Below are 18,511 nucleotides of genomic sequence, written 5' to 3' on the forward strand. Positions count from 1 at the left end.
CCGGGGACCATCAGGTCGTGGGGCTTTCGCGGGTGGCCCGCGTCAGCGGGTTGCTGTCCAGTTCCAGCTGGTCGCGCAGCGCCCAGCCGCGCAGCTTGCCGGGGTTAAGCAATCCCGCCGGGTCGAGAGACTGTTTCACCGCCACGACGTCGGGACGAATCACGCCCTGTTTGCCGTCCTCAACCTGCAGCACGTGGGGGTTGTTAATCTTGACGTCGTTGTCGCGAAATATCTGCATGATGTCGTTAAGACGTTCGGGCGTGGTATAGCGCACCAGCTGCAGACCGCTGGCGGTGAGATTGCCCTCGATATCGCGCAGGAATTCAATATGGGACATCACCTCCCCGGCGAAGTGCTGCTCCATCTGTAAAATTTGCTGCGGATAGCGCAGCGGATCAAACGCCGTCTGCAGATAAGTCAGCGTATTGTCCACCTTGAGCGCATGCAGGGTGGTGTGGTTCCAGCAGTATTCCATTAACGAGCCGTTGCGCGTCCGGGCCTCCTCGCTGGCCTGCCGGATGGCGTTGCTCCCGTGATGGCGCGGTAACAGGCTGGCGCAGAGTCCTTCGCTCTCCTCGGCGATCAGGCTGATAACCGCATGCTGCCCGGCGCGGTAACGATCGTTGAGGTGGCTAAAATAGTCAGCGATCGGCGTGGCCAGCAGCGCCACCTGGCGCTTCACCAGCCCCGGCGAGCGGACGCAGGCGTTGGCATAGTTCAGCGCATCGGCGAAATCGTCAAACACGTCCAGACGTTCAATCCACTGGTGCACGGGCGCCAGCGCCAGCTCAACCTCCAGGATAATGCCGTTGGTGCCGTAGGCGTGATGCAGCAGCAGCGCTTCGGGAGCCGGGACGGTCAGCACGCGGGGGGCCGGCTCGACGGTCATCACTTTGACGCTGAGCACATTGCCGGGCGCCGCCAGCGGCCCATAGTTGATGGAGCCGATGCCGCCGAACCCGCCGCCGTAGAGACCGCCCAGGCTCGCCAGTCGATAGGTCGATGGCATACAGCGCAGCTCCCAGCCCGTCGGGCGGGCGGCGGTTTCGATGTCCGCCAGGCGAATGCCGGCCTGGGCCCTCACTGTGCCGTTGCCGAGGGCGACGATCTGGTTGAGCCCGGTCATATCCACCAGCAGCCCGCCTTCGAGGGGGACCAGCTGTCCGTAGTTGCCGGTGGCGCTGCCGCGCAGGGTCAGCGGCAGCTGGTGCTGCGCGCAGGCGCAGACCAGCTGGCGCAGCTCCTCTTCATCGCGCGGGCGAACCACCGCGTCCGCCTGTTTCCCCGCCAGTTGCTCGGTGAGTAGCGGACTGAACCAGTGAAAATCGCGGGAGAGCCGTTTGATCTTCGCCGGCTGTAAGGTCCACTCCAGCGCCGGGAGTGCCTGCTGGATCGCCGCGACCGCGTGTTGACGCTGTTCATCAGTCATCATTCTTTTTCCTGTTCGTCAGCAGAACATTAATGAGATTGCACGGCTTCGCTTTCATGCCAGGCGCTGAGCGCCCGGCGCGAGACCCAGGACATCACGCCAAACAGCGCGATACCGGCGAGAGAGATCAGCAGCAGCGCGGCAAACATCAGCGGGATATCCAGCTGGTAGCCGGCCTGTAGGATCTGATAGGCCAGCCCGGTATTGGTCCCGCCGGTCCCGGCGACAAACTCCGCCACCACCGCGCCAATCAGCGACAGCCCACTGGAAATACGCAGCGCGCCGAAGAAATAGGGCAGCGCCGAGGGGATACGCAGCCGCACCAGCGTTTGCCAGCGGCTGGCGTGATTGAGGCGAAAATAGCTCAGCAGGCCGGGGGAGACGCTGCGCAGTCCCTGAGTGGTATTGGAGATGATGGGAAACACCGCCATCAGGGTGGCGCACACCACCAGCGAGAGCGTGGCATCTTTCACCCAGATGATGATCAGCGGGGCGATGGCGACGATCGGCGTCACCTGCAAAAACACGATGTAGGGAAACAGGGCGGTTTCCACAAAGCGGTTCTGCACCAGGATAAACGCCACCGCGGCGCCGATGACAATCGACAGCAGAAACGAGATCAGGGTGATCTTGAGTGTGAACAGCAGCGCCAGCAGCAGCGGCGTGAGATGCGTCCACAGGCTTTCCAGCATCACCAGCGGCGACGGCACCAGAAAGGCCGGGATACGGAAATAGCTCACCGCGCCCTGCCACAGGAGCACCATCGCCACCGCGACGAGGGTCGGATAGAGAATTTTGAGAAAACGCGGATGCTGGACCCACGGCGTTGAGGTTGTGTTTTTCATATTATGGCTCCATACCAGACTGGCTGGCCTGCAACAGACTGTCCTGCAGCTGACGGGCATACAGGGAAAAGGCCGGACTGACGCGGAACGCCTCGCTGCGCGGGAACGGCTCCCGGATGGCGATATCTTCCACCACCCGTCCGGGACGGGCCGCCATCATGATCACCCGCTGTGAGAGAAACACCGCTTCGTGGATCGAGTGGGTGACAAACACCACCGTCAGGTTCTGCTCCTGCCAGAGACGCAGCAGGTCGCTGTCGAGTTTGTTACGCGTAATTTCATCGAGCGCGCCGAAGGGCTCATCCATCAGCAGCAGCTTTGGCCGGGTGACCAGGCCGCGGGCGATGGAGACGCGCATTTGCATGCCGCCGGAGAGTTCGCGCGGCAGGACGTCGGCGAATTTGCCCAGCCCCACCAGCTCAAGGACTTCACTCACCCGGGTATTACCTTCCGCGCGCGGCACGCCGGCCAGATCCAGCGGCAGCCTGACGTTATTGCGCACGCTGCTCCACGGCATCAGGGTGGCTTCCTGGAAGACGAACGACAGCGGATGCTGGGCTTTCTCCCGGCTATCGCGCCGCCACAGCATCAGCTTGCCGTCGCTGGGCTCCACCAGGCCGGCGACCATCTTCAGCAGCGTACTCTTCCCGCAGCCGGACGGGCCGAGCAGGGTAATAAACTCCCCCTGATTGATTGTCAGGTTAACGGGCAGCAGCGCCCGGGTGCCGTTGCTGTAGATTTTCTCCGCCGACAGCACCTCGATGGCCGGGGTGGCAGCGGCGGGTATAAAGCGGGTATCGCTCATCACGGTCAGTTTCGGGGCGGTATTCATGGCATCACTCCGGCGTCTTTGACCATCTCCAGGGTGTAAGTCTGCTCAAACGGCACCCTGCTGGCGTCGATCAGTTTGTTTTTCACCAGCATGTCCCAGGTTTTCTTCAGCCGCGGCTCGGTGATGATGCCGATACCGCCGGACTTAGCATCGCCGCCGGTCACCAGCTGGTACTGCTTCATCTGGGCAATGCCAAAGGCGATCTGCTCGGCGCCCATCTGCGGATTTGCTTTACCGATCAGGCTGTTGCCGGGGGCGGGATCCTGCAGGTAGCTTTTCCAGCCTTCCATGGAGGCTTTGACGAAGGCCGCCACCGCCGCCGGACGTTTGCGGATGGTGTCGGCCATACAGATAATCGAGTTGCCGTAGGGCGGGTAGCCCCAGTCGCTGAGCGGATAGACATAGAACGGCTGTCCGCCTTTGGCGACGGAGAACGGCTCCGAGGTCACGTAGCCCTGCTGCACCAGGTTTTTATCGGCGAGGAACGGCTGAACGTTAAAGGTATAGGGGCGCACTTTGCTACCAGCCAGACCCAGCTCGCTTTTCGCCCACGGCCAGAAGGAGGTATAGGCCTCGGTGGCGAGCAGGAAGGTTTTGTCTTTAAGTTCCGCCGGGTTCTCCACCTTGTCATGGGTGATAAACACCGTCGGCGAGTGCTGGAACACGGTGGCGACGGTCACCGCGTGCACCCCGGCCTGCCAGGTCTCCAGCGCCTGGCCGTTGTCGCCAAGGGTGCAGTCCGCCTGACCGGCCGCCATCAGCTGCATGACGTTGATCTGCGGGCCGCCCATTTTAATTTCGACATCGAGACCGGCGTGTTGATACAGCCCGGTGGCCTGGGCCTGGTAAAACCCGCCGTGTTCGGCCTGGGCATACCAGTTGGTGAGAAAGGTAAACTTCTCCGCCGCGAAGCAGGAGGCTGAGGTCGCGAGGGCGGCCACGGTCAGCAGGGTAAAAACGGGCGTCAATCTGGTATTCATCAGGGCTCCCTGGATTCAGCAGCGAAAGAAGGTGGTAGGGACTGCACAAAGCCGTGCCAGTGCTGTTTGCCCCAGGTCGGTTCGCGACGTTCGACCCAGGCCATGCGGTGGATCTCGATGATCGCCTGCGCCCAACTGGCGGCGAGGGAGTTGAGAAGCCCTTCGCCTTGCTCCCGCGTCGCCGGGGTCGGGTCGCCAATCACCCCGCTGGGGCCAAAGTCATAGGACGCCCACGCCGCCGCCGGGCGGCCTTTCGACAGGGTCGGGCAGGGGAATTCCGGCGGGAAGTTGGCGACCGCCCGCTCCATATGAACGCACTCCGGGGCCAGCGCCAGCATCAGCGCCGTTTCGCTATGCCCGGCGTGCATCGCCATCCGCTGTTCATGCGGGCTGAGAAACTGTTTTTCGCAGTTGGGTACGTTGAACACATCGTGCGGGATGGCGATGAAATCCCCGTGGCGCAGGCGCATTTCCCGGCAGGCGATTTGCAGGATCTGCGGCTGGCCGCCGTGGCCGTTGATCATCAGCAGCTTGCGAAAACCGGCCCGATAGAGGGATTCGGCGATCTCCAGCAGGGTATGCAGCAGCGTATCGCCGCTGAGGGTCAGGGTGCCGGGAAAATGCAGATGCTCCTCGGACTTACCGTAGACGATCGGCGGGATGGCGTAGGCCGGGATCGCCGCCGGCAGCCGGGCGAGGGCATGGCCCGCCACGCCGGAAGATATCACGCTGTCCACCGAGCAGGGCAGATGCGGGCCGTGCTGTTCGATCGCCCCGGTGGGGAGGACGATAACCGTATTGCTTTTATCCGGCAGGGCGGCCACGTCCGTCCAGCTCAGAAAAGGAAGAAAGCGCGCGGCAGGAATGTAACCGTTAATCATCGCGGTGCCTCGGAGTTAAATGACGGGGGTAACCAGACGGTCGCTTCGACTTCAATCAGTACCGTGGCGTCGGGCAGCATTTCGCTGACCTGCACCACGGTGGAAACGGGCGGCTGGTCGGGGTAAAACAGCTTCCTGACCCGGCTGTAATAGGGAAAATGGTCAAGGTTGCGAAAGTACTGCACCAGTTTGATAACGTCGCTCATTTGCCCTCCCGCGGACGCCACGGTGCGGCGGATGCTCTCCAGGACGTACCAGCTCTGGGCGAGGATCGGGCCCTGTTTCGCATCGGTTGAAAATTCGCCGGTCGCCCCCAGCAGCTCCCGCACCGGCTCAGGCACATCCTGAAAGCCGTTGACGATGGTGCCGGTCAGGGGATTGACCGGAATAATGCCGGAGAGAAAGATAAAATCGCCGGCTCTGCGCCAGGCGGCATACCGCGCCAGCGGCGCCCCCGCGCCTGCTTCAAGACTCATGTGCCATCTCCTCTTGCCACACGCGCCGGTGGGTTAACCTGCCGCGGTTAACCACCAGACGGGCGGCGCTGTTTAAAGGCCAGGTAAAACGGTCGCTACCCGGGAAAATCACCACGCTGGCCGCCGCGCCGATGGCAAAGGGCGCCGCGTCTGCCGGCGAACCGGTTAGCGCCGCGCGATCGCAGATCAGCCGCGACTGCCGGTCGAACAGGTCGCTGAGCTGAGCGCTGAACAGGCCGCAGGCCAGGGTGTCCAGCGGGTCGTAGCTTCCCGCCGGGCAGAAGGCATCCTGCACGTTGTCGCAGCCGAGCAGGGTGGCCACGCCGGCGGCCTGCGCCTCGTGCAGCAGAGTGATCCCCCGCTGGCGCGGCGTGCGGCCGAACGTCGCATCCTGCAGCAGCAGGTTGGTCATCGGCAGAGCGATAAGGGTGACGCCGTGCGCCGCCAGCTGGCGCAGGATCGGCGCCGCCTGTTCGTCGCTGCCGGCGGCCAGCGCGCAGCCGTGGCTGCAGCAGATATGCCCGGGAAAAGGGTGGCGGGAGAGATGATCCGCCAGCCAGGTCAGCCCCTGAGACACTTCGCTGAGCTCCTCATCAATATGCAAATCCAGATCCAGATCCCAGCGGGCCGCGCTGCACAGCAGATTTTCCATGGCGGCGGCGTCCCAGTTGGAGGAGTGGATGAAGCCGCCCAGCAGGCAGCGCTCCCCGCTGTTGGCGACCGCGCGGGCAATGGCCTCGGCTTCCACCGGATCCTGAAACAGGGGCAGCGGGACCAGCGCCACCCGCTCCAGGGTGATGCCGCCGGTATCGAGGCGGGCGATCTCCTGCCAGGCGTCCGGCGCGTCGGCGGTAAACCAGTCGACATGGCTGCGCAAATGGGTCACGCCATTCGCTGCCGCCCGGGCCAGCGCGGCGGACGCCCGACGTTGAATATCTGCCCTGGTCCAGTGTCGGCGATCCTCGTGCATGGCGTGGATCGCCGCCAGCAGTCCGGCCTGCGTCGGACGGCAGCGTTCAATGGTGAATGTCTTGTCCAGATGGGCATGGGGTTCCACCAGGCCGGGGAGCGTCAGGGCTCCCGCCAGGTCCCACAGGCCGGGAGTCGGCTGGTCGGTTGGGGTCAATGCGGCAATCCGGCCGTCGCGAAAGGCCAGGTCCGCCAGCAGCGGCTCACCGTTGGCCCGCGTCGGCCAGCCGTCGGGCAGCGCCCAGGCCGGGAGTCGGGCGCGGCTGATACCGGTGAGCGGCGCGCAAGAGGAGGGGAGCGTCATCGTCAGTCTCCTCACAGATCCAAAACCAGACCCGGCGATTTCGCCCGCGAACAGCAGAGCGTGATCTGGTCGTTGCCGGCTTTCTCTTCCGCCGTCAGCACGCTGTCCCGGTGCTCGGGGATCCCGTCGAGGACCCCGGTAATACAGGAGCCGCACATTCCCTGTTCGCAGGAGAGCATTACCTCCACCCCGGCGTGCTGTAATACCTGAGCAATGGTTTGATCCGCGGCCACCTGCAGGCGCTGCCCGCTGGAGGCCAGCTCAATATAAAACGCATTTTTCGCCGCAGTATTATTTTCCGCCGCGGGAGTAAAACGCTCGAATACGAACTGCGACGGCGACCAGCGATATTCCTCCATGACCGACCGCAGTCTCTGAATAAAACCCTCCGGGCCGCAGGCTATTACTGCGGTATCAGGGTGGGGCACAGTTAAGCATTCGGGGACCCGCTGGCGAAGCGACGCGCCTTCCTCGCTGCAGTGAATGGCCACCGTGCCGTTCGCAGTCAGCTGGTTCAGGCGCGGGGAGAAGGCCGTCTGGCGCGAACTGGCGACATAATAATGCAGCTCCAGCGCCCCCTTTCTGGCGGCAATCGCTTCAGCCATCGCCAGCAAAGGCGTGATGCCGATACCGCCGGCAAACAGCAGGTAGCGCCCGGCCTGCGGCAGGGGAAAATGGTTGCGCGGCGGCGAAATGGCGAGCCGATCGCCGGCTTTGAGCTGCTGGTGCAAATAGCGTGAGCCGCCGGTGGAGGTGTCAGTCAGCCTGACGCAAATTTCATAAGTATTACTGCGGTCAGGCGTGCCGCACAGGGAATACTGCCGGGAGCCGACGCCGGGAATAATAATATCGATATGCGCCCCGGCAGAGTAGGCCGGTAATATTTCCCCGGCCGCCGTCTGCAAAATTATGGATAGGTTTCCCTGTCCGTTGGGGCGTATTTCCCCGACCGAGACCGAAATAAGATCGTGGCTGTGCATTACCGTTTACTCTCCCTCATTCCGCTGTCTGCAGGGCGGCCAGGGGCGGCGAAGAGATAACTCCCCTTCGCGGTGAACTGTCCGGCATGCAAGAAAATGGGTGAAACGATCGTTTCTCCGCTATGAATGCTACGGTATTGTGATAAAACTGTTGCGTCCAGAGCTTTGATTCGCACAACCCGTTGCAAAAAAGAGAGCACCCAAACCATGTTTGCCTTCTCCCGATTTCTGCTCTATTTCACCGAAGTGGCCCGTCAGGGATCGTTTCGTAAAGCGTCAGAGGCGCTGCATGTGTCGGCGTCTTCCATCGACCGTCAGATTTTGCGCGTGGAACAGGAGCTGGCGATGCCGCTCTTCGAGCGCCATCCCACCGGGCTGAGGCTGACCGCCGCCGGGGAGCTGCTCCTGCACGCGGCCAATAACTGGAAAAAGGACTTTACCCGGGTCTGCGAGCAGCTGGACGATCTGCGCGGGCTGCGGCGGGGGCATGTGCGCATCGCCACCATCGATGCCATTAACCGGCATTTCTTTTCGACGATGCTCAAAGAGGTGCATAAACATTATCCCAACATCTCTTTTACATTGACCACCATCAACAATATCCACATCCAGCAGGCGCTGATCTCCGGCGAGGCGGATTTCGGCATCATGCTCAATCCCCAGACCTCTCGTGAACTGCAGGTCCGGGCGTTTGCCGAGATGAATATGGGGATTGTGGTGCCCACCGGCCATCCGCTGGCCAGCCGCAGCGCGGTGCGCTTTAGTCAGTGCCTCGACTACCCCTTTATCCTGCCGTCCGCCCCATTGATGATCAGCGAGCCGGTGGAGGCGCTGGTGAACATCAGCGGCAACGAGGTAAAGGAGGTGGCGGTATCGAATAACATTCACATGATCCGCACCCTGATCAAAGAGCAGATGGGCATCGGCATCCTGTGCCGGCTGGATATTCTCGATGAAATTGAGTCCGGCCAGCTGGCGTTTGTGCCGCTAACCGATCCGCAGCTTAAGCCTTTCACGCTGGCGCTGTGCGTCTCGCCCGCCCGCCAGCTTTCCCTTGCCGCCTCGATGATGCTGAACCAGCTGGAGATGCTCTTCAGCCAGCTGTGAAATGTCGGGCAGGCACTAAAATCATTCATTAGCGCACCATTATGGTGCGTTTCTTGTGGGCATGAATCAAAGGTTGCATGCCCAAGGGCGGCGGCGCAGGCGATTTCTCGCGGCCGCTCGCGGGCGATAAAATCTGGCATTGTTTTTGTATAGCTGAGTGTGAGTAGAAGCGGTCAGTACGGGTTATCCATACGGGACATTGCTCAGTCACCATGTCGCGGTTCAATGTTGACCGGGATGGGAGGCTGAGCCACATTCGCTCGCTCCCCCTCCCGGCGTAAAGAGGAGAGGGATATGAAAACAGGCGCACGCCTTCCCCGGGGCATACGCTGGCTGGGCCTGATGGCCCTCGGCGGTGTCTCGCTGGCCGTTCAGGCCGAGGAGAAAATCGTTCTGCTGACCTCCTGGTACGCCCAGGCGGAGCAGGGGGGTTATTATCAGGCTCAGGCCACCGGGCTGTACAAAAAATACGGTCTCGACGTCGAGATCCGCTCCGGCGGACCGCAGGTCAACGGCATGCAGTTGCTGTTGTCGAAGCGGGCCGATGTGATCATCGGTTACGACCTGCAGCTGCTGGAAGGCATTCAGCGCGGCTTCCAGGCAAAGGCCATTGCCGCGCCCTTTCAGTACGATCCCCAGGGGCTGCTGACCCATGCCGATGTCACCTCCCTGCAGGGGCTGAAAGACAAAACCCTGCTGGTCTCCAGCTCCGGTCAGGCGACGTGGTGGCCGTGGCTGAAGGCGCAATATCAGCTGAGCGACGCGCAGGTTCGCCCCTATACCTTCAATATTCAACCCTTTGTCGTCGATGACGCTGTCGCCCAGCAGGCCTATGTCAGCTCCGAGGTGTTCCAGGTGCAGAAGGCCGGAGTGAAGGCGAACTTCTTCCTCTTTTCCGAACACGGCTATCCCCCCTACGGCGGCATCCTTATCGCCCGCCCGGATACCATCGCCGAGCGTAAAGCAGCGATGGCGAAGTTTGTCCGCGCCTCAATGGAGGGCTGGGTGAGCTATCTCAAGGATCCGGCGCCGGGCAATGCGTTGATTAAGCAGGACAACCCGAAAATGACCGACGATCTGCTCGCCTGGGGCGTGACCCAGATCCGTGAGCATCACCTGATCGACGGCGGGGATGCCGGCAGCCAGGGCTGGGGGACGATGACCGACGCGCGCTGGCAGAAGACCCGCGACTTTATGGTCAGCGCCGGTCTGCTGGCGGCGGCCACCGACTGGAAACAGGCCTACACCACCGAATTTGTTCAGGCCATGCAGGTTAAACCCTGAGGAGCGACGCCATGTCATTAATGATTAAAAATGCCCATGCCATCCTCAGCGGTCTGCCCGGAGAGGCGGCGCGGCTGGCCGGGCCGGATATTCGCATCCGCGACGGCAAGATTGCCGCCATCGGCAGCCTGACGCCGCTGCCGGAAGAGCGACAGATCGATGCCCGCGACTGCGTGATCTATCCGGCGTGGGTGAACACGCACCACCATCTTTTTCAGTCGCTGCTGAAGGGCGAGCCGCAGGGGCTGAACCAGAGCCTGACGGCCTGGCTGAGCGCCACGCCGTACCGCTTTCGCGCGGCTTTCGATGAACATACCTTTCGTCTGGCGGTGCGCATTGGCCTGGTGGAGCTTCTGCGCTCGGGCTGCGCCAGCGTGGCGGATCACAACTACCTGTACTGGCCGGATATGCCTTTCGATACCTCGGAGATTGTCTTCAGCGAAGGGGAAGCGCTGGGGATGCGCATCGTCCTGTGCCGGGGTGGGGCGACCCAGAGCCGGGCGGTGGAACAGGATCTGCCGGTGGCGCTGCGTCCGGAAACCTTCGACGGCTATATGGCGGATGTCGAACGGCTGGTCAGCCGCTATCACGACCCCCGGCCCGAGTCTCTGCGCCGGGTGGTGATGGCGCCCACTACCGTCCTGCACTCCGCGCCGGGCGCCCAGCTGCGGGAGATGGCGAAGCTGGCCCGCCAGCTGGGGATCCGGTTGCACAGCCATTTATCGGAAACCGTCGATTATCTCGACGCCGCGCGGCAGAAATTCGCCATGACGCCGGTGCAGTTCTGCGCGGAACACGACTGGCTGGGAAATGACGTGTGGTTTGCCCATCTGGTGAAGCTGCTGCCGGAGGAGATTGCCCTGCTGGGCCGTACCGGAACCGGCATCGCCCACTGCCCGCAAAGCAACGGCCGGCTGGGCAGCGGCATCGCCGATCTGCTGGCGTTAGAGCAGGCCGGGGTCCCGGTCTCGCTGGGGGTGGACGGCGCCGCCTCGAATGAAGCGGCGGATATGCAAAGCGAAGCCCATGCCGCATGGCTGCTGCAGCGCGCGCGCAAGGGGATGCTGGCGCAGCCGCGCTACGCCGGGGGCACCTTTGAGGGTGGGGCCGATGCGGCCACGGTGGAGGATGTAGTGCGCTGGGGCAGCGCCGGCGGGGCGCAGATCCTCGGCTTAGCGCAGAGCGGCACCCTGCAGGTCGGCATGCAGGCGGACCTTGCCATTTACCGGCTGGACGATCCGCGCTACTTCGGCCTGCACGATATGGCTATTGGGCCGGTGGCCTGCGGTGGGCGCGCCGCGCTGAAGGCGCTGCTGCTGAATGGCCGACCCATCGTGGAAGACGACGCTATTCCCGGTCTCGACCTTGACGCGATGCGCCACGACGCGCTGGCGGCCGTCCGTACCCTCCAACAGCGCGCCGCTGTGTAACTGATAACAGGATAATGACGATGAACGCAACCACCCAGAATCAACGCTACGCCTTACAGGAACTGGAAAAAGAGGCGCTGATGGGCGCCGAGGGCGAAGAGATCTTCGCCCGCGAAGTGCGCTGTATCGACCTGTCGAACTTTGCCGCAAGAAAAAATGACATTGCCGAACAACTGTGGGAGGCGGCGGTGGAGATTGGCTTCTTCCAGGTCAGCCATCACGGTATTCCGCTGGCGGATATCCGCCAGGCGTTCAGCATGACCGAGGCGTTTTTCGACCTGCCCGACGAGGTGAAGCGCCAGTATCCGCTGGCCGGTAACGCCGGCTGGGAAAGCAAAGCGCAGGTTCGGCCGTCGACTCGCACCCCGGATCAAAAAGAGTCGTATCAGATAACCCGGCCTCTGATGGCCGGGCGCTGGCCCAGCGATCGGGAGTTGCCAACATTCCAGCAGACAATGCTCGGGTTTGAGTCGCAGTGCTGGCAGCTGGGGATGAAGATCCTCTCCTGCTTTGCTTTGAAGCTCGGTTTTCCGGAATCGTTTTTCACCACCGCGCACGATCCGCAGCGTGACACCTATCAGAGCACCTTGCGCATGCTGCATTACTATGCAACCGAGCAGTCGCAGCAGGGGATGTGGCGGGCCGGCGCGCACACCGATTTTGACTGCCTGACGCTGCTGTTCCAGCGCCCCGGCCAGGGCGGCCTGCAGGTTTGTCCCGGTAAAGACCGCGAAAGCCAGCAGTGGACCAGCATTGAGCCGCGCGAGGAGGTGATCACCTGTAATATCGGCGATATGCTGATGCGCTGGAGCGACGACCAGCTGCCGTCTAACTTCCATCGGGTGAGAAATCCGCTGCCCCATGAATATCAGGGGCCGCGCTACAGCCTGGCGTTTTTCTGCCAGGCCAATAAAGATGTCGAGATCCTCGGGCCGCAGAGGAAGTACCCGCCCATCAGCGCCGAGGATTATCTGCAGCAGCGGATCCAGGCCAATTTTGCCAAAGGGTAAGATGCTGCCTTGAGAGGTATACCTGCCGCCGGCTTTCGCTGGCCGGGCGGCAGGATATCCGGCGCTGAGCTTTTCAGCTACCGTGTTAAGTTCCCTGGTGTCGTTGAAATAACTGAAGAATATCCCCTAAGCGTCAGCAGCAAGCTACCTCGACTAAGGACCTCGAAATCACGCCCTTTATGTCGTAAACGCCGTAAAGCCAGCGCTCCGGGGTTAAAGGGATTACCTTAACTTTCTTGATTGCTGTTAGTGGGTTCAGGCTAACCAGGGCAGGGCGGAGGCAGAATTTATAGGCTGGTAACCGGCTACGCCGGGCTTTCGGCGCCATTTGACTCCACAGACACATGTAACCTTATCTGGCGCCTCCATGCCGCTGACGCGGCATTCAGAAGCTTTCCGATGCTGTAGGTTTTAACGTCTGCTTTGTGCCAAATGCTGACGCTCAGGAATTGAGTTTCAGGTACTTTAAAAGCGAGGCTAGCGACTCGACAGGTCCAGCGTGACAACTAGGTGAGCGGGTTTCATCCCAGGGCATTGCATCATCAGTGCAGAAGTCTCCTGCACATTCCATTTCAAGACGTTCGTCAATTAAACCAACAGGAACCCAGACATAAGGTACGTCTCGCAGACTGTTAGGCACAGTTGAGCCACATACATTGCAAAAATCTGTACGGTACCCCGTTGGCTTAGACCATGAAGCAATGCAGTTTTCCCCTTTAATCCAGCGAAACTCACTGTCTTTGACTAGTGTGGCGAGATTGTAACCCACACCGCTCTGCTTTCTGCAAAGCGAGCAATGACAACGATAAAACACTGCTGGTTTATGAGTAAGTTCAAATTCAATTGTTCCACACAAACAAGATCCATTCATTTCAAAACCATTCCTGCAAGGTCTAAGAGATTTTATGAAACATTACCATCTTTTTTGTACTGAATAGGAGCGCTCTTTTTGGCAACTCAAAATCAGCTATCAGTCGGTCTGAATATCCGCTCTTCGCTCACAGCGGACTTTAAACTCACCCAGTACGCCCGCTTCGAGCCAGGAGCGCACATTTTGAAAGCCATCAAGTCCTTAGTTTGATGCCCATCGGAATTGTTTACTTTACAATACCAGCTACGAACAGCCTAACTAAAGCCAGGTGATCACGTGCATTCAAACATGATTGAATACCTTAATATTTTCGTACAGGTTGTTGAGCAGGGCAGCTTTACAAGGGCCGCTGACATTCTGCAGATTCATCGTCCCACCGTGAGCAAAGCGATACAGCAGATAGAGGACGACCTCGGCGTAAAACTCATCCATCGCACTACCCGTAAGTTGAGCGTTACGGCTGAAGGGGAGGCGTTTTATCATCGTGCCAGGCTTGTATTGTCTGAAGTTAATGACATGATGGCGAGCTTTTCACCTACCCTTCCACCTCGGGGGCGGCTCAGGATTGATGTCCCGCTGGCGCTGGCTCACGCCATACTGATCCCTAATCTCAAACATTTCCAGTCACTGTATCCTGACATTGATGTCATATTGGTTTCATCGGACAAAAAAACCGATCTCATTAGTGAAGGTGTGGACTGTCTTGTCCGCCTGGGTGAGCTTCAGGATTCGAGTTTTATTTCCAGACGTCTTGGTGACATCAGGATGGTCACCTGTGCAGCCCCGTCTTACTTGCAACAATATGGACGACCGGAAACACTTGCGGATCTGGATCAGCATCGGGCAATAAACTTTTTCAGCGACCACAGTCGTGATGTGATGGAATGGAAATTTACTAATGACGGGAAGATTGTTTCGTTGCGTCCCGTAGGCAGCATGCTGGTTGATAATTCAGATATTCTGCTCTCCTGTGGACTGGCGGGCCTCGGCATAATCCAGGCCACCTTTAACGCCCTTGCTCCACATATTGCTTCCGGCGCTCTTGAAGAGATTCTGACGCAATACCCTTCTGTGTCTAAGCCTGTGTCGGTGCTGTATCCGGACAGGCACTACCTTTCGCCCAAAGTACGGGTCTTTATCGACTGGTTCAGTGAAGTTCTGACCATGCAGAACCGCTGAAACCAATGGATTGTTAACAGATAATTAATACTGAAGTTCCCTGTCAGCTATTTTTGGTACGTTTATAGCAGCGTAGATTGTCAGTAAATAAACCGGGCATGTCTTCAACAATATTCGAAAGATGTGCTGATAACTGACGAGAGCTGAATATGTCTAAAGTTGTTACCTTTAACCGCACCGGTGGTCCGGAAGTTTTGGAAATTGTCGATATGGAGGTGCCCGCACCAGCAGCGGGTGAAGTTCAGATTCGCGTGCAGGCTATCGGTCTTAATCGTGCAGAAATCATGTACCGCAACGGCCAATATGTTATTGAGCCGGAATTTCCGGCACGTCTTGGTTATGAAGCGGCTGGCGTTGTGCAGGCCGTAGGTGAGAATGTTGAGGCGTTTACCACTGGCGATCTGGTCAGCGTAATCCCTTCGTTTATGTTTAATGAATACGGCATGTACGGCGAACTGGTCAATGCACCTGTGCACGCTGTTGTGAAGCATCCTGAAAATCTTTCCTTTGAGGAAGCCGCTGCAAGTTGGATGATGTATGTCACTGCATATGGCGCGCTGGTTGAATATGGCAACCTTCAGGCTGGGCAGAATGTTGTGATCCGCGCAGCATCAAGCAGCGTAGGACTGGCTGCCATACAGATTGCTAACATGCTGGGTGCTAAACCCATTGCGCTTACCCGAACTGCCGAAAAAAGAGACATGCTTCTTAAAGCGGGTGCCGCCACTGTTATCGCTAGCGCTGAGCAGGATATGGTTGCGGAAATCAATCATGCGACAGATGGCATGGGCGCCCATATTGTTTTTGATCCTGTCGGTGGGCCGGACGTGGCAAAACTGACCCAGGTGATGGCACCGCAAGGGATGTTCTTCCAGTACGGCGCGCTAGACAGCCGCGACCTTCTTGTGCCTGTCTTTGATATTCTCGGTAAGCATCTCACGCTGCGTGGATATGAGCTGTTTGAAATTACGACGGACCCTGAAAAAATGGCACGCGCAAAATCCTTCGTCACCGAAGGGTTACGTTCCGGCAAACTGAAACCTGTCATTGATAAAACATTTCCGCTTGAGGATATTGCGGATGCACAGCGCTATATGGAAGCAAATGGACAGGTTGGCAAAGTCGTTGTAGTGGTTGAGTAAACCTCAAACCCACTAACCGTTCACCCAGATGAGCTGGTATGAAAGGTGAAGCGGAGGGCCATACGCTGCAGATCAGGATTCAGCGGTGCAGACTTTTCTGACCTAAAGGGAAGGGGGCGGCACACTCTGCTTCAGTGGGGGTAGCTAATCACCTCAAATTGTTAGATACAAGGGGTGGGGGTGCCGATGCGGGTGACAAGGGTATCTCTGCCGCAGCCATAAAATCGATAAAACAGCGTATTCGCGGTGACAGATAGCGGCTGGCGGGCCACAGGACCGAGAAATGCCCATCCTTGACGCAACAGCCGGGCAACACCTCCTGCAGTTGTCCCTCATCCATTGCCTCGCGCACGACAAAATCAGGCACATAAGCGATGCCCATCCCCGCCACGCTTAAGCGAATGGCGGCCTCAATGTTATTGACCGTCATCACGGCAGCGGCCCTGAAATCTCCCGTCAGTCGCATACCGCGCAGTTCCCAGGGCTGGATCAGCCCCGTCGCGGGGAAGCGGAAAAAAATGCACTTGTGTGCCGCCAATTCCGCTGGTGAGCCGGGAACGCCGTATTCCGCCAGATAGGTCGGACTGGCGCAGAGCACAAAACGAAAACCTCCCAGCTTTCTGGCGATCAAGCGGGAGTCCGCTAATTCACCGCTGCGGATAGCGACATCAACTCCCTCATCGATCAGATTGACCAGCCGGTCGCTAAAGTCGAGATCCAGTTCAACCTGCGGATAAAGACGGCTAAAGGCGGTGAGGGCGGGGAGCAACAGGCGGTAGCCAATGACGGGCAGTGAAATCCTCAGTTTGCCGGTGGGCTGTGAGAGACTGCTGGTCAGCTCTGACTCGGCCTCCTGGATCTGCTCCAGGATACTCTGACAGCGGGTCAGAAATGCGGCCCCCTCCGCCGTCAGGCTGACGTTTCTGGTGCTGCGGTTGAACAGCCGGACCCCCAGTTTATGCTCAAGCCGGGCGACATTCTTACCCACCGCCGAGGCAGATATGCCCAGCAGCCTGGCGGCCTGAACAAAGCTTAGCGTTTCGGCGGTGCGGACAAAGGACGTCAGCGAGGTGAGGCTGTCCATCGATTATAAACCTTATGTCTCTTAAGAAGATATTTTCAGTCTATTTATCGGCAAGAACATCCGCAATAGGATGGCGACAGTTTATTCTTTCTTGCCGACTGATGAGGGCCGCCCGATGTTACTCACCGCCAGAACACCTTCCCGATACGCCAGCGCCCTGGCCGCGCTTTCTGTCTTTATGGCGGCCTTGCTGCTGCCGTTAAGTTTTACCGGCGGTGTCATGACCACCCCCGCGATACAGCAGTCGCTGGGCGGCTCTCCCGCTGCGCTGTCGTGGCTGACCAATGGCTTTATGCTGACTTTCGGCAGCTTTTTGCTGGCCGCAGGGGTGACGGCGGATGCCATCGACAGAAAACGTATTTTTATCGCCGGCGCCGCGCTGTTGTGCCTGAGCAGCCTGCTGTTTTGTCTGACGCACAATCTCTTCCTGTCAGGCGTGTTGAGGGCGCTGCAGGGCCTGGCCGCGGCGATGATTTTAGCCAGCGGCAGTGCGGCGCTGGCCCAGCTGTATGATGGCGCCCAGCGGACGCGGGCATTCAGCATCCTCGGCACGGTGTTCGGCATTGGCCTGGCGTTCGGTCCGCTGCTGATCGGCTTCATGATCGACGCGGTGGGCTGGCGCGGCGTATACGCCCTGTTTGCGCTGCTCTCGGCAGGGGTTCTGCTTATAGGCCTGGTATCTCTGCCTGCGACAGAAAAAAGCGAGCCGCGGACACCCGACAACCTGGGCTTAACCCTGTTTACGCTGGCCCTGATGCTGTTTACTGCATCGCTTATGGTCATTCCGGCCCGCGGTTTTTTATCCCTGACCACGCTGGCCTTGCTCATCGCGTCGGGGGGGCTGTTCGTGGCGTTTGTCGTACGCTGCCGGAGGGTGAACAACCCGGTGCTGGAACTCTCCCTGCTGCGTCATCCGCGTTTTGTCGGCGTACTGTTGTTGCCTGTCGCCACCTGCTGTTGCTACGTGGTCCTACTGATTATTGTTCCACTGCATTTTATGGGCGGAGAGGGGATGAGTGAGTCGCAGAGCGCACTGTATCTGATGGCGCTGACCACGCCGATGCTGGTTTTCCCATCCGTTGCGGCCCTGCTCACCCGCTGGTTTTCACCGGGGCAGGTGTCCACGGCGGGACTGATGATGGCCTCCGTCGGGTTGTTGTTGCTGGGCGATGCTTTTCACAGTAACCACCTCCCGCAACTGGTGCTGGCGCTGATCCTCTGTGGGGCGGGGGCGGCGCTTCCCTGGGGACTGATGGATGGCCTGGCGATATCCGCTGTGCCGGTCGCCAAAGCCGGTATGGCGGCAGGCCTGTTCAACACCGTACGCGTTGCCGGCGAGGGGATCGCCCTGGCGGTCGTCTCCGCGGTATTAACGGCAAGCAATACCCTGACCCTGCAGAGTCGCGTTCACGGGTATGCCCCCGAGGTGATTCACCGCGCCGCAGGCTGGCTGGGGGCCGGCAATATGCCGCAGGCGGCTGCGCTTTTGCCTGATTTTTCCCTCCGGGTGCTGCGCGAGAGCTATGACTCTGCTTATACGCTACTGTTTAGCGGGCTGGCGGTCGTCACCCTGCTGTGCGCCCTGATGATCTGGCTGACGCTATGCCGGAAGGGGGGCGCTATCCAAACCCGCGACAGTGGATCCTGAACCCCCTTGATAGCGCGGTGGCGTCACGCTTCCCGGTCTGCTCAGCGAACCGGAACTGTT

The 18,511-nt window shown here is 59.8% G+C and carries 17 protein-coding genes; 7 read left to right on the plus strand and 10 right to left on the minus strand.

Features of this window, described 5'->3' with window-relative positions:
- Nucleotides 1-10: 10 nt before the first annotated feature.
- From KHQ26_RS01690 to KHQ26_RS01725, 8 genes are read right to left on the minus strand one after another with little or no spacing between them, the layout of a single operon-like run.
- Entirely contained in the window at nt 11-1,432 is a 1,422-nt protein-coding gene (locus KHQ26_RS01690) for an FAD-binding oxidoreductase (protein ID WP_020804626.1), read from the minus strand.
- A gap of 26 nt (nt 1,433-1,458) precedes the next feature.
- Nucleotides 1,459-2,274 (minus strand): ABC transporter permease, encoded by an 816-nt coding sequence (locus tag KHQ26_RS01695; protein ID WP_020804606.1) that lies wholly within the window; start codon nt 2,272-2,274, stop codon nt 1,459-1,461.
- A gap of 1 nt (nt 2,275) precedes the next feature.
- On the minus strand, nt 2,276-3,106 hold the full coding sequence (locus KHQ26_RS01700) for an ABC transporter ATP-binding protein (RefSeq protein WP_014907462.1): 831 nt from the start codon (nt 3,104-3,106) through the stop codon (nt 2,276-2,278).
- The gene (locus tag KHQ26_RS01705; RefSeq protein WP_020804623.1) at nt 3,103-4,086 is read right to left on the minus strand and encodes an ABC transporter substrate-binding protein; all 984 of its coding nucleotides are present in this window, start codon (nt 4,084-4,086) and stop codon (nt 3,103-3,105) included. The genes KHQ26_RS01700 and KHQ26_RS01705 overlap by 4 nt, the downstream gene beginning before the upstream one ends.
- Nucleotides 4,086-4,967, minus strand: coding sequence for a creatininase family protein (locus tag KHQ26_RS01710; RefSeq protein WP_020804612.1), 882 nt, complete (start codon nt 4,965-4,967; stop codon nt 4,086-4,088). The genes KHQ26_RS01705 and KHQ26_RS01710 overlap by 1 nt, the downstream gene beginning before the upstream one ends.
- On the minus strand, nt 4,964-5,443 hold the full coding sequence (locus tag KHQ26_RS01715) for a RidA family protein (RefSeq protein ID WP_002908128.1): 480 nt from the start codon (nt 5,441-5,443) through the stop codon (nt 4,964-4,966). The genes KHQ26_RS01710 and KHQ26_RS01715 overlap by 4 nt, the downstream gene beginning before the upstream one ends.
- Complete coding sequence (locus KHQ26_RS01720; protein WP_020804620.1) at nt 5,433-6,716, minus strand: amidohydrolase family protein; 1,284 nt, start codon at nt 6,714-6,716, stop codon at nt 5,433-5,435. The genes KHQ26_RS01715 and KHQ26_RS01720 overlap by 11 nt, the downstream gene beginning before the upstream one ends.
- Before the next feature lie 11 nt (nt 6,717-6,727).
- Nucleotides 6,728-7,696, minus strand: coding sequence for a PDR/VanB family oxidoreductase (locus KHQ26_RS01725; protein WP_029497079.1), 969 nt, complete (start codon nt 7,694-7,696; stop codon nt 6,728-6,730).
- A 207-nt stretch (nt 7,697-7,903) separates the two neighbouring features.
- On the opposite strand from KHQ26_RS01725, the gene KHQ26_RS01730 reads away from it, so the two are divergent.
- The 4 genes from KHQ26_RS01730 to KHQ26_RS01745 all read left to right on the plus strand — a co-directional run bounded on the left by KHQ26_RS01730 (nt 7,904) and on the right by KHQ26_RS01745 (nt 12,527).
- Entirely contained in the window at nt 7,904-8,803 is a 900-nt protein-coding gene (locus tag KHQ26_RS01730) for a LysR family transcriptional regulator (protein ID WP_002908057.1), read from the plus strand.
- Between the two features lie 294 nt (nt 8,804-9,097).
- Complete coding sequence (locus KHQ26_RS01735) at nt 9,098-10,087, plus strand: ABC transporter substrate-binding protein (RefSeq protein WP_020804608.1); 990 nt, start codon at nt 9,098-9,100, stop codon at nt 10,085-10,087.
- An 11-nt stretch (nt 10,088-10,098) separates the two neighbouring features.
- Nucleotides 10,099-11,517 carry an amidohydrolase family protein gene (locus KHQ26_RS01740; protein ID WP_020804615.1) on the plus strand — a complete coding sequence of 473 codons (1,419 nt, stop codon included), beginning with the start codon at nt 10,099-10,101 and terminating at the stop codon, nt 11,515-11,517.
- A gap of 20 nt (nt 11,518-11,537) precedes the next feature.
- Nucleotides 11,538-12,527, plus strand: coding sequence for an isopenicillin N synthase family dioxygenase (locus KHQ26_RS01745; RefSeq protein ID WP_020804624.1), 990 nt, complete (start codon nt 11,538-11,540; stop codon nt 12,525-12,527).
- Between the two features lie 442 nt (nt 12,528-12,969).
- Here KHQ26_RS01745 and KHQ26_RS01750 read toward each other — a convergent pair whose 3' ends face one another.
- A complete protein-coding gene (locus tag KHQ26_RS01750; protein ID WP_001554382.1) occupies nt 12,970-13,398 on the minus strand; it encodes a GFA family protein in 429 nt (142 codons plus the stop codon).
- A 288-nt stretch (nt 13,399-13,686) separates the two neighbouring features.
- On the opposite strand from KHQ26_RS01750, the gene KHQ26_RS01755 reads away from it, so the two are divergent.
- Complete coding sequence (locus KHQ26_RS01755) at nt 13,687-14,577, plus strand: LysR family transcriptional regulator (protein WP_029497080.1); 891 nt, start codon at nt 13,687-13,689, stop codon at nt 14,575-14,577.
- A 149-nt stretch (nt 14,578-14,726) separates the two neighbouring features.
- Nucleotides 14,727-15,719, plus strand: coding sequence for a zinc-dependent alcohol dehydrogenase family protein (locus KHQ26_RS01760; protein ID WP_004189630.1), 993 nt, complete (start codon nt 14,727-14,729; stop codon nt 15,717-15,719).
- A 148-nt stretch (nt 15,720-15,867) separates the two neighbouring features.
- Here the strand turns inward: KHQ26_RS01760 and KHQ26_RS01765 are convergent, their stop codons facing one another.
- Nucleotides 15,868-16,803 (minus strand): LysR family transcriptional regulator, encoded by a 936-nt coding sequence (locus KHQ26_RS01765; protein ID WP_004200156.1) that lies wholly within the window; start codon nt 16,801-16,803, stop codon nt 15,868-15,870.
- A 115-nt stretch (nt 16,804-16,918) separates the two neighbouring features.
- On the opposite strand from KHQ26_RS01765, the gene KHQ26_RS01770 reads away from it, so the two are divergent.
- Nucleotides 16,919-18,451, plus strand: a complete 1,533-nt coding sequence (locus tag KHQ26_RS01770) for an MFS transporter (RefSeq protein WP_020804609.1) — start codon at nt 16,919-16,921, stop codon at nt 18,449-18,451.
- Nucleotides 18,452-18,511 lie beyond the last annotated feature (60 nt).

It is taken from the genome of Klebsiella sp. 10 (genome assembly GCF_018223925.1).
Taxonomy (GTDB): Bacteria; Pseudomonadota; Gammaproteobacteria; order Enterobacterales; family Enterobacteriaceae; genus Klebsiella; species Klebsiella pneumoniae.

Coding starts and splice junctions, on each gene's coding strand:
- KHQ26_RS01690 (WP_020804626.1), bottom strand. CDS start 1,432: ATGATGACTGATGAACAGCGTCAACACGCGGTCGCGGCGATCCAGCAG.
- KHQ26_RS01695 (WP_020804606.1), bottom strand. CDS start 2,274: ATGAAAAACACAACCTCAACGCCGTGGGTCCAGCATCCGCGTTTTCTC.
- KHQ26_RS01700 (WP_014907462.1), bottom strand. CDS start 3,106: ATGAATACCGCCCCGAAACTGACCGTGATGAGCGATACCCGCTTTATA.
- KHQ26_RS01705 (WP_020804623.1), bottom strand. CDS start 4,086: ATGAATACCAGATTGACGCCCGTTTTTACCCTGCTGACCGTGGCCGCC.
- KHQ26_RS01710 (WP_020804612.1), bottom strand. CDS start 4,967: ATGATTAACGGTTACATTCCTGCCGCGCGCTTTCTTCCTTTTCTGAGC.
- KHQ26_RS01715 (WP_002908128.1), bottom strand. CDS start 5,443: ATGAGTCTTGAAGCAGGCGCGGGGGCGCCGCTGGCGCGGTATGCCGCC.
- KHQ26_RS01720 (WP_020804620.1), bottom strand. CDS start 6,716: ATGACGCTCCCCTCCTCTTGCGCGCCGCTCACCGGTATCAGCCGCGCC.
- KHQ26_RS01725 (WP_029497079.1), bottom strand. CDS start 7,696: ATGCACAGCCACGATCTTATTTCGGTCTCGGTCGGGGAAATACGCCCC.
- KHQ26_RS01730 (WP_002908057.1), top strand. CDS start 7,904: ATGTTTGCCTTCTCCCGATTTCTGCTCTATTTCACCGAAGTGGCCCGT.
- KHQ26_RS01735 (WP_020804608.1), top strand. CDS start 9,098: ATGAAAACAGGCGCACGCCTTCCCCGGGGCATACGCTGGCTGGGCCTG.
- KHQ26_RS01740 (WP_020804615.1), top strand. CDS start 10,099: ATGTCATTAATGATTAAAAATGCCCATGCCATCCTCAGCGGTCTGCCC.
- KHQ26_RS01745 (WP_020804624.1), top strand. CDS start 11,538: ATGAACGCAACCACCCAGAATCAACGCTACGCCTTACAGGAACTGGAA.
- KHQ26_RS01750 (WP_001554382.1), bottom strand. CDS start 13,398: ATGAATGGATCTTGTTTGTGTGGAACAATTGAATTTGAACTTACTCAT.
- KHQ26_RS01755 (WP_029497080.1), top strand. CDS start 13,687: ATGATTGAATACCTTAATATTTTCGTACAGGTTGTTGAGCAGGGCAGC.
- KHQ26_RS01760 (WP_004189630.1), top strand. CDS start 14,727: ATGTCTAAAGTTGTTACCTTTAACCGCACCGGTGGTCCGGAAGTTTTG.
- KHQ26_RS01765 (WP_004200156.1), bottom strand. CDS start 16,803: ATGGACAGCCTCACCTCGCTGACGTCCTTTGTCCGCACCGCCGAAACG.
- KHQ26_RS01770 (WP_020804609.1), top strand. CDS start 16,919: ATGTTACTCACCGCCAGAACACCTTCCCGATACGCCAGCGCCCTGGCC.